Here is a 14,902-nt window from a genome sequence, read left to right as displayed (position 1 = left end):
CCGCTGCGCGACATCGACGGCATCGAGTTCCGCACCCACCGCACCGTGCTCTACAACTCGATCTACCGCGCCGACGACCAGCTCATGGTCAACACTCACATTTACAGCTTCGGCGCCTACCAGGCCCCGGTCCTGCACCTGCGCCGGGTGGCCGGCGGCGGCATGGTCACCACCTACCAGGACAGCTTCGAGCGGGTATGGGACGAAGCAACACCGATGGAATGAGGCGCCCGTGGGACGACGTATCGACTTCTACAACGACCCCGAGGCGCCCAAGGCCAACAGCGTCGTGCCCTCCGCCAACGCCATCGTGGTCAACGACAACGGCGAAATCCTGCTGATCCGCCGCTCCGACAACGACAACTGGGCCCTGCCGGGCGGAGCCATGGACCTCGGCGAGTCACTGCCGGATTGCGCGGTCCGCGAAACCGCCGAGGAAACCGGCATCGACGTCGAGGTCACCGGCCTGGTCGGCATCTACACCGACCCCCGCCACGTCATCCTCTACACCAGCAACAACGAGGCCCGCCAAGAATTCTCCGTCGTCTTCACCGCCCGCCCGGTGGGTGGGTCGCCGACCCCCAGCTCGGAGTCAACCGAAGTCCGCTGGATCCCTGCGGCCGAGATCGCCTCGCTACCGATCGACCGTTCCATGCGCCTGCGCATCGACCAGTACCTCACCAACCCGCAGAGCATTCACCTTGGATAGCGACTGGGTAGGCGCCGGAGCCGACGCCTTCGCAGCCATCGGCACCGTCGGCGCCTTCATCGTCGGCTTCGTCCTGCTACGCCGCGAACATCGCCGCGAGGCCAACCGCGCCGACGATGAGCAGCGCGCCCAGGCCGAACGCATCAGCGCCTGGGTCGAGTTGATCCGCAAGGTCGACGGCGGTCGCGAGGTCGCCTTCCACGTCCACAACGCCAGCGACATGCCCATCTACGAGGTAGAACTACCCCTCCCCGCCCGCGGCGACGAGGAAGCTGGCTCGGAGTTCGTCGGCCTCGTCCCTCCGGGCCGTACCGTCCAGCGCCCCGCGCCGGCCGATTGGCTCCGCACCTATGTCGAACCCGAGCCCGTCGAGATCGAGTTTCTCGACAGCGCCGGCCGCCGGTGGAGCCGCGATGAACAGGGCTCTCTGACTCGCGCTGACCAGGCTAGTTAGCCATCAACCGCGCAGAGATCCGCCGCACCGAGCCGATGATCAGCGGACTCGCCTCACGAATCGACTCCGCCACAAGGTCACCATCGCCATACCGCGACAGGATCTCCGCAAGCCGCCACTCGACCTCAACCGGCTCACCGTCCGGCGAAGTCGTCATATCAGCGAACGTGATCGCGTCCGACAGCACCTCATCAGCCGGCGGGAACTCGTTCCCAAGCTGCTCAACCAGCCCGCGATTGCGGCCCTCAACGTGCGCGCACGAATGGTTGGCCACGAGGCGGCAGACGAGATCATCAAGGCCCGCAACGTCCCGCAGATAGCGGGCACCGTCAAGCTGGTGCATCCCCGTTACGACAAGATCCGGCGCATAACCAACGTCATGAAGCCAGGCCGCAGCCACCAACGCCGACGCATCGTCGCCGATCAGGTGAGCGATCGACTCGGCCTTACGCCCAACACCCTGACTGTGCACCCAACGCCGCGGGATCGACTCAGCCAGCACCAGGCGCGCAAGGTCACGGGCTCGTCCGATCTGATCCACAAGGGCAGATTAACGAACCTCCCACCTGACGACGTGCCTGTCGCTACCTGTCATTCCCTCCCTAGAGCTGCGGCCAGTACACGCCCGACTGCCGATTCAGAGCAGCAGCAAGCCGATCCGCGACAGCCGGCCGCACGTCCCCGATGCGCACAACAGGATCACCCGCGCGGCCGATCGCGTCATGAAGTGCCGGGAAATCCTGTCCGACGTCGAAGCCGGCATCCTCAAACGCGAGCGCCAGACGGTCAGCAGACTCCTGCGCAACCTCTTCACCTGCCCGTTCCACCGCCGCCATCGTGGCCTCTCCTAGCCGTCAACGCTGGGTCCGTTGGGGTCGATTCTCAATCTCCGGTGACAGGCTGTGAACCACAGTTAGGGGACGTCTAGGGACGTCTTAGCTAAGATGGGGTTCTTGCCAACGATCGGAGTCGTTGCGTGAACCATCCCCTATCTCGAGCCTTGCGCAGTGTCGGTGTCACCACAGTTGACGTCGCAGCGCGCCTCAGCGTCGACCCGAAGACCGTTCACCGCTGGCTGGCTGGCCGCGTGCCGTACCCCCGGTACCGAACAGCGCTTGCCGATCTCACGGGCTGGTCAACGTACGAACTCTGGCCTGAGCTTCCCCGTCCCATCGAGGCAAGCTCCCAGCCCGACGAAGTACGGATCGTTTACCCTCACCGCGCGGCTGTGCCAGTCGACGCCTGGTCTCGGCTGTTCGCCAACGCCAAGAATGAAATCTGCATCCTTGCCTACAGCGCCCTCTTCCTAGCCGAAGACTTCACCGTGACCGAAACGCTGCGCAGGAAGGCGGAGACAGGGGTGCGGGTACGCATCGCACTCGGCAATCCAGATGGCATACAGATCGCCAGCCGCGGCAACGACGAGGGCATCGGCAGCGGCATGAACGCCCGAATCCGCACCGCCCAAGTCGGCTTCCGCCCAGTTGCCAGGGCCGGCGCCACACTACGACTTCACGACACGGTTCTTTACAACTCGATCTACCGAGCCGACAACCAACTACTGATCAACACTCACATTTACGGTCATCCAGGCGGACACGCACCAGTCCTCTATCTGTGTCAGCATGCGACCGATGGGATGGTGAGCACCTACGTCGACTCATTCGAGCGAGTATGGAGGACAAGCCACGACGTCACGGATGTGGCTTGAACGCATGGCGCCCCGGCCGCACACGACTCTGACACCGCGCACGACCGGGGCCTTAACAAGCCGGTGTCCCAATGCTTCGCGATCTAGCTACCGGCTACGCAGAAGGCTGCCAGCCTCCGGAGCAGGAGACGACCACGCCCCCAGAGACGTCTTGTGACGCCTTGCCGTCCTGTCAATACAGGGGCAATTCGGCGAACCTAAGCCTTCGTGGACAGACGGCTCACGCGAGTCGGACGGGCGGCAACAACCATGGCTTCGACCCAGTACGGTCCTTGGCCGCGGCGACCTTCTCGGTCTTCACGCCACCGGAATCACCATCGACAGTTTGTGTAGTCCACCTCCAGCGACAATCGTCCGAACGAGTGAAGAGGCCGGACTTAGAGAAAGGGTTTTGCGTTCCCTACGCGCCCTGGTCCTACTACTGGCTGACGGGAGTCTGCCGACCGCGGCGCGCGGGTTATTCAAGAACTTTGTAACGCGCGCCATGCTCGTCGGTCATAGTCTTTGCGGCATCTACAGCCGCACCAATGTCGCCCGCTGTAAGCCAGTCAGATCCTGACATGTCCGGCTCCAAGCCAGCGATTTTAAGCCGCTCCGCGAGAGTTTTCCTTTTGGTCGGGCTTCCATCAAACTTAACTACGTGTCGGCCAGCAACGTCGCTGAATGGCTTAATCTTCCCGACCTCGACTATTACAGTCCGCTCCCTACCCAGGATATCCGCCATGCCCGCCTCGTAGAACACATTAGGTCGTGCTTGACCCAGGAGGCATCGTTCGGTTTCCCCGTCGTCATCGCGAACCAGATCGTCTCGAAGCACCACCATATCGTCCGGCGTAAGGAGCACCAGAATTGCGTCAGCCATCCTCATTCCAGTTAAGATCACGTCACCCACATACGGGTTTGGAACACCGGTCCGAGCCACCGCGTGGTCCCACTCCACGACCCGTATTCCCAGTGCGCGAACGAACGTCAATACTCCAGATATAGCCGACCCATCACGCCCAGCCACGAGAAAGAGACTTCGCCGGTCTCCCGGCCCTAAGGGCGTGTGGATTTCAGTGTCCATTCGTGTTGCCGCATGAGCGTTCTCTGAACTGCCGGGAGGGCCAGTAATAAATTGGTCAGTGACATCCTCAGCCTTAGCCGCGACCCGCCATGGCATACTTGGCCCACCAATAACCATTGCGCGCGAAGAAGCATTCTCTTGCTGTAGCCGAAGCAAAATCACGTCGCCAGGCTCTTTGCTTACGCTGATACGAATGCGTTCAATGTCAGTTTGCGGAATCGTCCTACCGTTCACCGTAATGGGGTCGCCGTTACGATATGGAATCAGAAAGATGCGTTCCAGAGACTCTTGATCCATGTCGAGCTTCGTCTCGTCATGCCTGTTCCCCTTAACCGACAGGCGTACGTGAAAGTACTCCATACGTCCTCACTAAACAAGTTTTGATATGAGCCGCAGCGACTCGATAAGATGAAGAGCATGAGTGGCTTCTTGTCGGACACCGCCGCAAACCTAGTGGGTACCTTTGCTGGCGCCGGATTGGCGTTGATCTCGTCTTGGGCGTTAACAAGGAACGCTACAAGTAGACGACGAACTTCGCAAATGCAGGGCATCATAGACCGTCTAGCACGAAGCCGCGTTTTCACCCATGAGGACGACCTTAGGGAAGGACCGATGACGTCCGCCGAGGTCGAGGACTTTCAGCGGTCAACGGCTTCCATATTGGCCAGCAGAGAATATATTTCTAATGTAACAACGCATCTAGAACCAACCGATCCCTTGATGCCCATTCTGGAGGACATGCATGGCGCTTGCTCTCTATACCTACGCAGCGTGGAAGATAATCCCAGCTCATACTCGCGAGCCTCGGCCGACCTTCGAGAAATGCTATTCGAAATGATCCAAGAACTCTGCAAGGGCAACCGGAAATTACAACCCCGGCGGCCGGGTGAGCGAGCATTCTTGGCTCACCGATCGGGAACGTAAAATTTCGTCTAAAATTAGCACTCAACCTTCGTCGGCGGCATCCTCAGTACCTCCTTGTCCGCCGGACGCAATCGGCTCCGTGATACGCTCAGAATTTCTAGGCGCCCGAGCCGAAGAGCTGCGGCGACGAGGCTTGAGGGTTCTTGAATCGATGTTGTACGAAGCGCACAAGCGCTTTGCGATCCATTTCACCTGCTCAGCACCGTCACCGTAAGTAAGCGGATCACGAAGCGTGGATAGCTCCGTTGCAAACTCAACCAACTCAATGTCATCCGGCAGCATCTTTATTGCGTCACTTAGGTCCGATACAAGCATCCGCCGAGACCGATTTGAGATCGCCTCCTCCGATGATCGCTCCCTCCACGACTCGGCGAGGCCCAGCAAGCTATCAGCAATGCCAATCGCAGCCCGCTGCGCATCGTCCTGTTGGTGGTCTGACACTTAATGCAAATGGAATATAGAGAGACAGGGAAGGTGCCGAATAGACCTCCAGAGTTGATTAACACCCATGTTGCCCTCCCGCGTCGGGTCTAATCTCTCCAGTTCCGCTATTGAATAGCACCATTCAATAGCGCCATCAATCGCATTAGCACCTGATCCCTGCAATTTTGCACCAGCATTAGTGCCATACGTCGCGCGGCAGACGGAATTATTCCCTATGCACAAAGAGACTAACTACACTTTCGGGCCATATGTGGCGCAGTCGGCTGCGCGGTGGCCGAGCGATGGGAATTAAGAACCATCGCACCAGTGATCGGGCTTATATCGGATGCAGATCGTTGGCGAAGCGACGGGTGCACACGCGAGCCAACTGCGTCATTGAATTGCGAATGCAGAACCGCACACTAGGCAGTACAGGTGGTATACCTCGGCAGGAATCTTAATAGGCTCGTACGGGTGACAAGGTGATGCGACTATCTGCATGTCGTCGGGTTCAGTCAGCGATTCGGGAATGCTCGGTGCATCGTCACCAGGTAGAAATTTTACGCTCTTCGAGTTGCGAAAGGCTACTGAAAGCTCGTTTTGGATTGAGCGCATCGCTGCTGGTAACGCCATCTCCTCAATGAAGACTAGTTGCGCCTTTGTCCACCACTCGTTGGGGTTCGCCGGCCTGCCGCATAGCGGGCAATAATACGTAACGGCAACTTCGGCGCTCTCAGCTTCGGAATTTGCAGGCCCATCATGCCATTTGAATTCTCGCTCGCAATTCGGGCACTCTCGCCTGAGGAAGCCGTCAGAGTCGAGAGGGAGGCTTATAGGGATATCCATGTCACTTCCAACTCACGAATACTTCTTCATCGATCGGGGTTCCGTCGACGGTCTTGCCGGTTACCTTCAAATTGAAGTATGACTTTTTAGCATTGCCGAAGGTCATGCCGCCCATAGATTGGATTCGCACTGACTTTCCTTGCGGCAGCCTCGGTACCGGAAAATCGTCATCTGCGCGGGTTCGAAGGCCCACTTCTTCGTCAGCATCGAGATCCAGTTCGTAAACGTCCCCTGGACCGTAATTCGTTACCTCCACCTCGGAAATCCGGCCACGACCGTTGTCGATATACCTAGCATCGAGTCGCGGCTTTCCAGAGACCTTGGTCGAAGGCAGTCTTCGGCCTAAGGGAAGACCTCCACCTGGCGGTGGAGGGGGTTCTAAGTCGCCGGCTTCGTGCCAATCCGTCCCCGTTAGGTCGACTGAGCAACCTGCGCTTTGAAGTCTGCGCGCCAAATCTTGGCGCCTGGCAACCGTGTTATTTAGACGAACGACGTGGCGTCCATGGATGTCGCTGAAAACTCTAACCTGACCTAATTCCACAATCACAGTGCGTTGAGGGTTGCGTCCCATAGCCATTCCGGCCTCAAATAGGACATTCGGACGCGGTTGAGGCTGCGGATCGGTGTCAGGATCGTCCGCGTAGGTGAGACTGGGATGGAGGTAGGCGATATCGTCAGGTGTCTCAAGAACAATGAGAGCTTGCGCAGCGCCAAACGCGGCGTCCAAGACGTCTCCGATGTAGGGAGAACCTTGCCCCGTCATTTCGATGGCTTGGGACCACTCGATTGGATTTAGGCCTACCGACCTAAGGAATTCAAAAAGTGCCCTTCTCGCCGGCTCATTCCTTCCATGTATGACGAAGACACGCCGCGAATCTGGGTTGGCCGTTGTGGTCACGAACTCTCTTCCTCAGGCTAGTCAATATTGCCCAACAAGGTACTTCACGTGCCCGTCGACGTGCGAGTCTCCCGAGCTGCCGAATGACGATGGGCAGCGCTTCAAGATCATGCGCAGACCAAGTCGCGGCAGACCCGCCTTGAGGGCGCTGCACCAGTAAGCCGTGCTCCTGCACCGCCTCGCATCCGAGAGCTCTTCCGCGCAGTTCACGTTGGACACATACCCCTAAGGACCTCCAAAGGGCATGATGTCCACACTCGCGCCAGTAGGGACCTGCTTAGCAACTTTGCAGGCTGGCGCCACCGGCTGAGCGTCAGGAACGTTCGATCGCCAATTCCCTCACCGCGATCTTCGTGTGCGTGTCACGAGTGTTGGGCCTCGGACACGTTAAACCCCATATCGATCATCACCGTCACGGTGCGATCGGATGGGGTTTCTTGCTGTGCGGCTCCGCTGAAGATCTACGATCCTCAGCGCTGGCGGCCGGCCCGGGCTTCCAGGGCTGTACTCCAGGTGGCGGCACGGGCGATCGGAGCGGGCTGAAAGACGGCGACGCCATGGACGAGCTGGATCTTCTCGTCCAGCGTCATGGCCGGTACCAGCCGATCGGCGGGGGCATCCGAGGAGAGGTGACCATGAGCAGCGGCGGGGACAGCGCCGGCCAGCGCCCGCATCCATTGCTGTCCCCCTAGGCTGTCGCGAGGTACGGTGGGCCTCCCTGTGGTGAATGACGGACAGTGGTCGGCATCCATGGCAACAATCGAAGAGCTCGGCTTCCGCAACCCGGTCCATCCCGGGCTGCCCATCGAGACCGTGACCCTGGCCGAGTTGCGCCGGCGCACAGGCTCGGGGCACCGCGCCCGCCACTACCGGCTCGGCTTCCATCAGCTCCTGCTCATCGAATCCGGCAGCGCCACCATCACGGTCGACTTCGCCGCGCAGCAGTGCCGACCCGGCACCCTGCTGTGGATGCGTCCCGACCAGGTACAGCACGGTGTCTTCCCCACCGCGATCGACGGACGTGCCGTCCTGTTCACCGAGGGGTTCCTGCCGGCCGTGCCGCTGCTCGCACCGCTGCTGCAGGAGGGCGACGACACGTTCCGGTGGGACCTGCCCGCCGCGGACCTCGCCGCGATCATCAGCGTTTTCCAGCAGCTCGATCAGGACTGCTCGGCGGCGACCGAGCCGAGGGGCGTCGAGCTGGCCCGGCACGAGCTGGTGGTGGTCCTGCTACGTCTGCTGGCACTGCCACACACCGCCGAGACGCACCCGAGACCCGCGGGAACCGGCGTCTATCCGATGTTTCGCCGCGAGGTCGAACGCCACCACCGGCGGATGCGCAACGTCGAGGACTACGCCCCCTTGATCAACACCTCGGTGCGGACGATCAACCGCGCCTGCCGAGCGGCGACCGGGCACACCGCCAAGCAGATCATCGACCGCCGGGTCGTCCTGGAGGCCAAGCGGCTCCTGGTGCACACCGACCAGCCGGTCGCCGCGATCGGCCGGCAGCTGGGCTTCGCGGAGGCGACCAACTTCGTCAAGTACTTCGTGCTACACGTCGGCACGACACCAGGCCGGTTCCGCACCCAACCCGGCGTCTGACGTCTACCATCCCGCCCGGATGTCCGTCATTCACCACAGGCGGGCCACACGCTACCTCGCAGCGCCGCACCGGCACGGACAGAATCCCCGGAAAGGTCGAGCGGGACTGCGGGAGGGCACCACCGATGAGGATCACGGCGGCGGTCGTCGAGGAGATCGACGGCCCATTCGTCCTGCAGGATCTTGAACTCGACGAACCGGGGCCGGGCGAGGTATTGGTGCGGCTGGTCGCCACCGGCATCTGCCACACCGACGGCCTGGCCCGCCACGGTGACCTGCCGCTGCCACTGCCCGGAGTGCTGGGACACGAAGGCGCCGGTGTAGTCGCCGCGACCGGTACCGGCGTGACCGAGGTCCGCGAGGGTGACCCGGTCGTCATCGGCTGGCCGTACTGCGACGCCTGCCGTCACTGCCGGGCCGGCGAACCTCGCTATTGCCTGCGCCTCGGCGAGGTCCTCGTCGGCGGCCGCCGCCTCGACGGCGAGTCCGCCCTACGCCGTCGCGACGGGTCGCCGGTGTCGAGCCACTTCTTCGGCCAGTCCTCGTTCGCCACCTACTCGCTGACCACCGCCCGGGCACTGGTGAAGATCCCCGACGGCCTTCCGGTCGAGCTGATGGGCCCGCTGGCCTGCGGTGTCTCCACCGGCGCCGGCGCGATCTTCAACACCGTCCGGCCGGAGCCCGGCGCACAGATCGCTGTCTTCGGAGCCGGCACCGTCGGGCTGGCCGCGATCATGGCGGCACGCAACTCGGCGGCCACCCGGATCATCGCAGTCGACCGGCACGACTCCCGGCTGGTGCTCGCCCGAGAGCTCGGCGCCACCGACGTCATCAACGCCACCCACGACGACCCGGTCGCCGCGATCAACGACCTCTGCGCCGGTCCGGCCGGCTACGCCCTCGAATGCACCGGCGTGATCCCCGTGGTCCGGCAGGCGGTCGACAGCGTCGGCATGCTCGGCACCTGCCTGCTGATCGGCGGAGCACCGGCCGGTGCGGAGTTCACCGCCGACCACCTCACCACGCTCTGGGGCAAGCGGATCGTGGGCGTGCTCGGCGGCAGCGGGCGCAGCCACGAGCTGATCACCACGATCATGCAGCTGTACGCACAGGGCCGCTTCCCGTTCGACCGCCTGGTCGAGTACTTCGATCTCGCCGACGTGCAGACCGCCCTCGACAAGTCCTACGCCGGCGAAGTGATCAAACCCATCCTGCGCATGCCGTAGCCCGGCCGCACCCGGAACGCCCGACACCAGGGACCTCGACCAGGTCTCTCGTCGGCGCGCGCCCACATTTCGTATACACGGAAAGGCCCAGACATGATCAACCGACCGCTTCGTACCTGCCTGGCCGTCATCACCGGCGCGGCCCTGCTCGCCGGATGCGACTCCGGCAGTCCATCGGAGACCACAGCCGCCACCAAGACCGACGCCCTGGAGATGTTCTCCTGGTGGACCGCCGGCGGCGAAGCCGAAGGTCTCAAGGCCATGTACACCGTCTACGACACCAAGAACCCCGGCGTCACGGTCACCAACGCCGCCGTGGCCGGCTCCGGCGGCGCGAACGCCCGCGCAGCCCTCGCCCAGCGCCTGCAGGGCGGCGACCCGCCGGACGCCTTCCAGGTGCACATCGGCGCCGAGATCCTCACCTACCCGCCGGAGCAGTACGTCCAGTCACTCGACGACCTGTTTGCCGAGCACGGCTGGCTCGACCACTTCCCGGCCGCGCTGAAGGACCTGCTCAAGTTCGACGGCCACTACTACTCCGTGCCCGTCAACGTGCACCGCGCGAACGTCATGTTCTACAACAAGAAGATCTTCACCGACAACGGCCTGCAGGCCCCAGCCACCCTCGACGAGTTCTTCACCGTCGCGGACACGTTGAAAGCCAAAGGGATAACGCCGTTCGCCTTCGGCAACCAGGGCGGCTGGGAGGACGAACTGCTGCTGGAGTCGGTGCTGATCGCCGGCCTCGGCGCCGCGGACTACTCCGCGCTGTGGTCCGGCTCCCTGGCCTGGACCGATCCCAAGGTCGCCACCGCCCTCGAGGCCTACAACAAGATGATCTCGTACGCCAACTCCGACCACTCGGCGATGTCGTTCGACGGCGCCGCCCAGCTGATCGTCGACGGCAAGGCCGCGATGTTCATCCACGGCGACTGGACCGACGGCTACTTCACCTCGAAGAACTTCACCGGCTACGGCTTCGCCGCGGCACCGGGCAACAAGGGCGTCTTCGACGTGGTCTCCGACGCCTTCGCCCTGCCCAAGGACGCGAAGAACCAGGTCAACGCGGAAGCCTGGCTCGATCTGGCGGCCTCGAAGGAGGGCCAGGAGGCGTTCAACCCCAAGAAGGGCTCGATCTGCGCCCGCACGGACTGCGACCAGAGCCTGTTCAACCCGTACCTGCAGCAGTCCGCCAAGGACTTCGCCGCCGACACGCTCGTGCTGAGTTCGGCGTCCGCCGCGGCCCCGGCCTACGCCACCGCCGCCAACACCGCCACGGCCCTGCTGAGCGCGAACGGCGACATCGGCGCCTTCCAGAAGGCGATGCAGCAGGCCTGCGAAGACGCCGGCGTCTGCAAGTAGATCCCGCCGAGCCCCGCCACAAGCTCGACCGGAGCAGGAAGAACCATGTCGAAAATCAGGAACACCACCCGCGACAAGCTCCTCTCGTGGGCGCTGCTCGCTCCCTCGATCCTCATCATCGCGGTCTTCGTGTACGGCTTCATCGCGTTCACCGGCTTCGCGTCCGTCACGAGATGGGCGACACTCGTCCCCGACTTCACCTTCGTCGGCACCACGAACTACTCGCGGGTGCTCGGCGACTCCCGATTCCGCATAGACATCGTCAACATCGTCGAGTTCTCCGTCGTCTTCATCCTGTTCTGCCTCGCCCTCGGCTTCTTCCTCGCAGTACTCGTCGATCAGCACGTGGTCGGCGAGAACATGTTCCGGGCGATCTACCTGCTGCCGCTGGCCGTGTCACCGATCGTCACCGGTGTCGTCTGGCGGTGGCTGATGTCGCCGGGCAACGAGGCGACCGGCCCGCAAGGGCTCAACGCGCTGTTCGACTCGGCGGGGCTCGGCTTCCTCAAGAACGGCTGGTTCACCGACGAGAACTTCGGCATCAAGGCGGTCGCGATCGCCGCCGGCTGGCAGATGGCCGGGTACGCGATGGCGCTCTACCTGGCCAACCTGCGCAACATCCCGGACGAGCTACGCGAGGCGGCCCGCCTCGACGGCGCCTCCGAGTTCGCCGTCTACCAGCGGGTCATCGTTCCGCTCATGCGGCCGGTGACCGTCAGCATCGTCGTGGTCCTGGGCCAGGTCGCCCTCAACGTCTTCGGGCTCGTCCTGGCCCTCAGCGGCCGCGGCGTCGGATTCTCCAGCGACGTACCGGCGATCCTGCTGTTCGACACGGCCTACCGCAGCGGGCTCGTCGGCCGCGGCGCCGCCATCGCCACGATCCTGTTCCTGCTGGTCGCGGTGCTCGTGGTCCCCTACCTCGCCCGGATGCTCCGTCAGGAGACCGCCCGATGACCCTGCTGGCTCGCAACGCAGCCCCGGCCTCCGCGCTGCCCCGGCCGGCCGGCCACCGGCAGCGCAAACCGCCATCGGCCTCGCGGCTCTGGCGCGTCGGGGTCTATCTGGCGCTGGTGGCGGCGGCACTGTTCTTCCTGCTACCCATGTATGTGCTGGTGGTGACCAGCCTCAAGCCGTTCTCCCAGGTAAGCCTGGCCACGATGTGGGAGTTGCCGTCGGCGGTCAGCTTCGACAGTTTCGCTCGCGCGTGGACCGGCGATCCGAGCAAGGGGGTTTCCGGCCTCGGCGCCAACGTCTGGAACAGCATTCTGATGGCGATCCCGGCAACCGTCCTGTCGGCGGGCATCGGCTCGATCAACGGCTACGTGTTCGCCAAGTGGCGCTTCCGCGGCTCCAACACGCTGTTCGTGCTCTTCGTCGGCGGCCTGTTCGTGCCCTACCTCAGCGTGCTCATCCCTATGGTCACGGTGCTGCGCTCGCTGCACCTGTACGGGACGATTCCCGGGCTGATCTTCGTGCACGTCGTGTACGGCCTGCCGATCTGCACCCTGATCTTCCGGAACCTGTACTCCACCATTCCGAACGAACTCGTGGAAACCGCCAAGATCGATGGAGCGGGCATCCTGCGGATCTACACCCGCGTCCTGCTGCCGCTGTCGATCGGCGCGTTCGCCGTCACCTTCATCTGGCAGTTCACCGCCATCTGGAACGACTTCCTCTTCGGCATCGTCGTCACCAGCCAGCCGAAGGTGCAACCGGTGACGGTCGCACTGAACAACCTGGCCGGCTCCTACGTCGTGGAGTGGAACGTGCAGATGGCCGGTGCGCTCATCGCCGCCCTGCCCACCCTGGTCATCTACCTGTTCCTCGGCCGCTACTTCGTCCGCGGACTGCTCGCCGGCTCCGTCAAGGGCTGAACCCATCCGTCCGGATGAACCTCCTCCCCGATCGCTAGTTGGGCAGCCAGGCCAGCTGGGCCGTCGTCGACAGATCGGAGGCGCGCAGGCCGGCGTCCGACAGGGTCCACAGGACGTTCCCGGCGACCAGCGAACGCTGGATCATCGACGGGTAGCCCGCGGCCGTGGGATGGGTGACCTCGCCGGTCAGCTTGATGTCGTCGGTCACCCGCAGCGTGAGGGCCGCGCTCTTCGAGTCCTGACCGTTCCAGGTCGACACCGGTGTTACCAGTAGGTTCGCTGCGGGCCACCAGAGCAGCGCGTGCGGGTCGTACTCGGCATCCGAGTGGCCCCCGGGGATCTGGTACCGGGCCAGCCGCCGAGGCTTCGCCGGATCCGAGACGTCGAAGAGCGACACCTGGGTGCCCTGGGTACGGCCGTCGCCGTCAGCCTCCTGCCCGATACCGATCAGCCGGTCCACGCCGACGGGCTGCAGGTGCGCGGAGTAGCCGGTGATCTTGAGTTCGCCGGTCACCTTCGGCTTCGCCGGATCGCTGAGGTCCAGGCTGTAGAGCGGGTCGGTCTGCCGGAAGGTGACGACGTAGCCACGATCGCCGAGGAACCGGACCGAGTAGATCCGTTCGCCCTTGCCGAGCCCGTCGACGGCGCCCGTCTGCACGAGTTCGCCGTTCTGTTCGTTCAGCACCCGTACCGCGGACCGATCGGTCTTCGGATCGGTGGTGGCGACCCGAAGACGATTTGCCCACTCCGACACCGCGTACTGGTTGATCAGGTAGCCGGGTACGGTCCCGGCCGCCCGATAGACCGGCGGCTGGTTTCCCTCGAACGTGAACTTGTAGAGGTCCGTCTCCTGGCGTGCGGGCCTCGCCGCCCGGCCGGCGAAGGATTCGAACCGCCAGCGCTGGTCACTGGCCAGGTAGAGGCTGGTCGCCGTGGCATACACGGTGTCGCCGTCGGCGACGACGGTGACCGGGTCACCGCCGCCGAGGACGGACCGGGCCAGGTCGAAGGTCAGGATGCTGACGAGCGAGCCGCCCGAATAGTCGGTGGGCCGTCTGACCTGGCCGCAGTCGACTTTGCCGGCGCTGGTCACCGCGCCGTCGGTCACTTGCCAGCGCGGCAACCAGGCGTCGGCGGGGGCACGGTCGATCGCGTCACGGTTCGCAGCGATCCGCCGCTTCTCGTCCGAGATGGTGGGCGAGTCGGGAAACTGGATCCGGGGCGTCGTGCGCAGAACGACCCGCGCGGTGGCACCGGTCATCCGGGCGTCGACCAGATCACCCTCGCCCTGGTATCGGCTGACGATCGCCGGCGGGCCGGACAGGTCGACGAGCAACAACTGGGGACCATAGTCGATCTCGGCGGTCTTGCCGACGAAGCCACGCTCGTAACCGGCCGGCACCAGCACGAGGGCGGAGTCGCCGGTGAGCAGCAACTGGAGCTGACCGGCGTTCGGGACACCCAGGTCGACGCTGCCGGTTTCCTTGCGGGTGGCCACGTCCACCACGCGCAGCGCACCCTGGCCGACGGTGACGATCCGCCGGCCGTCGGTCTTGACCAGGTCGGGCTCGTCCGCCTGCGACTCGTGCACGTTGGTGCCGGAGTAAGCCGGCTCCGCAGCGCTGTCCACCTTGCTCGCGGCGCCCTGCGCGACCCGGACACCCCCGTCGAGAAGTTCGGGCCTGCCGCCGCCGAAGCCGTACGGTCCGACGCTGGCCTTCGCCGCCCGGCGCAGATCAGCGATCAGCTGATCACACGAGTCGAACGCCACCAGGCGCATCGCCGCGCCGGCGGAGGGAGACGC

General features: G+C 63.7%; 13 protein-coding genes and 1 pseudogene. 9 read left to right on the top strand and 5 right to left on the bottom strand.

The window, feature by feature from the left end; genetic code table 11:
• The 3 genes and pseudogenes from AB0M02_RS34925 to AB0M02_RS34915 all read left to right on the top strand — a co-directional run.
• Positions 1-225, top strand: a pseudogene (locus AB0M02_RS34925) (XRE family transcriptional regulator); the annotation flags it as partial.
• Positions 226-232: 7 nt separating this feature from the next.
• Positions 233-709 carry an NUDIX domain-containing protein gene (locus AB0M02_RS34920; RefSeq protein ID WP_364234862.1) on the top strand — a complete coding sequence of 159 codons (477 nt, stop codon included), beginning with the start codon at positions 233-235 and terminating at the stop codon, positions 707-709.
• Positions 702-1,163 carry a hypothetical protein gene (locus AB0M02_RS34915; protein WP_364234860.1) on the top strand — a complete coding sequence of 154 codons (462 nt, stop codon included), beginning with the start codon at positions 702-704 and terminating at the stop codon, positions 1,161-1,163. The genes AB0M02_RS34920 and AB0M02_RS34915 overlap by 8 nt, the downstream gene beginning before the upstream one ends.
• Here the strand turns inward: AB0M02_RS34915 and AB0M02_RS34910 are convergent.
• Both AB0M02_RS34910 and AB0M02_RS34905 read right to left on the bottom strand, forming a co-directional pair.
• Positions 1,156-1,704: an HD domain-containing protein gene (locus tag AB0M02_RS34910; protein ID WP_364234858.1), complete on the bottom strand. Its 549-nt coding sequence runs from the start codon at positions 1,702-1,704 to the stop codon at positions 1,156-1,158. The genes AB0M02_RS34915 and AB0M02_RS34910 overlap by 8 nt on opposite strands.
• A 61-nt stretch (positions 1,705-1,765) precedes the next feature.
• Complete coding sequence (locus AB0M02_RS34905) at positions 1,766-1,999, bottom strand: hypothetical protein (RefSeq protein ID WP_364234856.1); 234 nt, start codon at positions 1,997-1,999, stop codon at positions 1,766-1,768.
• 140 nt (positions 2,000-2,139) lie between these two features.
• Between AB0M02_RS34905 and AB0M02_RS34900 the strand changes: the two genes are divergently transcribed.
• Positions 2,140-2,874 (top strand): XRE family transcriptional regulator, encoded by a 735-nt coding sequence (locus AB0M02_RS34900; protein ID WP_364234853.1) that lies wholly within the window; start codon positions 2,140-2,142, stop codon positions 2,872-2,874.
• Positions 2,875-3,331: 457 nt separating this feature from the next.
• Here AB0M02_RS34900 and AB0M02_RS34895 read toward each other — a convergent pair whose 3' ends face one another.
• Together AB0M02_RS34895 and AB0M02_RS34890 are read right to left on the bottom strand one after the other, a co-directional pair.
• Positions 3,332-4,300: a TIR domain-containing protein gene (locus AB0M02_RS34895; RefSeq protein WP_364234851.1), complete on the bottom strand. Its 969-nt coding sequence runs from the start codon at positions 4,298-4,300 to the stop codon at positions 3,332-3,334.
• A gap of 1,834 nt (positions 4,301-6,134) precedes the next feature.
• Entirely contained in the window at positions 6,135-7,031 is an 897-nt protein-coding gene (locus AB0M02_RS34890) for a nucleotide-binding protein (RefSeq protein ID WP_364234848.1), read from the bottom strand.
• A gap of 750 nt (positions 7,032-7,781) precedes the next feature.
• Here AB0M02_RS34890 and AB0M02_RS34885 point away from each other — a divergent pair.
• From AB0M02_RS34885 to AB0M02_RS34865, 5 genes are all read left to right on the top strand, one after another.
• Entirely contained in the window at positions 7,782-8,636 is an 855-nt protein-coding gene (locus AB0M02_RS34885) for an AraC family transcriptional regulator (protein WP_364234847.1), read from the top strand.
• A 125-nt stretch (positions 8,637-8,761) separates the two neighbouring features.
• A complete protein-coding gene (locus AB0M02_RS34880) occupies positions 8,762-9,862 on the top strand; it encodes an NAD(P)-dependent alcohol dehydrogenase (protein ID WP_364234844.1) in 1,101 nt (366 codons plus the stop codon).
• Positions 9,863-9,955: 93 nt separating this feature from the next.
• Positions 9,956-11,224: an ABC transporter substrate-binding protein gene (locus AB0M02_RS34875; RefSeq protein ID WP_364234843.1), complete on the top strand. Its 1,269-nt coding sequence runs from the start codon at positions 9,956-9,958 to the stop codon at positions 11,222-11,224.
• Between the two features lie 45 nt (positions 11,225-11,269).
• Complete coding sequence (locus AB0M02_RS34870; protein ID WP_364234842.1) at positions 11,270-12,178, top strand: sugar ABC transporter permease; 909 nt, start codon at positions 11,270-11,272, stop codon at positions 12,176-12,178.
• On the top strand, positions 12,175-13,098 hold the full coding sequence (locus AB0M02_RS34865; protein WP_364234839.1) for a carbohydrate ABC transporter permease: 924 nt from the start codon (positions 12,175-12,177) through the stop codon (positions 13,096-13,098). The genes AB0M02_RS34870 and AB0M02_RS34865 overlap by 4 nt, the downstream gene beginning before the upstream one ends.
• A gap of 34 nt (positions 13,099-13,132) precedes the next feature.
• Here AB0M02_RS34865 and AB0M02_RS34860 read toward each other — a convergent pair whose 3' ends face one another.
• Positions 13,133-14,878 (bottom strand): beta-propeller domain-containing protein, encoded by a 1,746-nt coding sequence (locus AB0M02_RS34860; RefSeq protein WP_364234837.1) that lies wholly within the window; start codon positions 14,876-14,878, stop codon positions 13,133-13,135.
• Between the last annotated feature and the right edge of the window lie 24 nt (positions 14,879-14,902).

This window comes from Actinoplanes sp. NPDC051861 (genome assembly GCF_040681145.1).
Lineage (GTDB): Bacteria > Actinomycetota > Actinomycetes > Mycobacteriales > Micromonosporaceae > Actinoplanes.
Note: the sequence above shows the minus strand (reverse complement) of the source record. Positions and strands in the feature narration are given on the sequence as shown.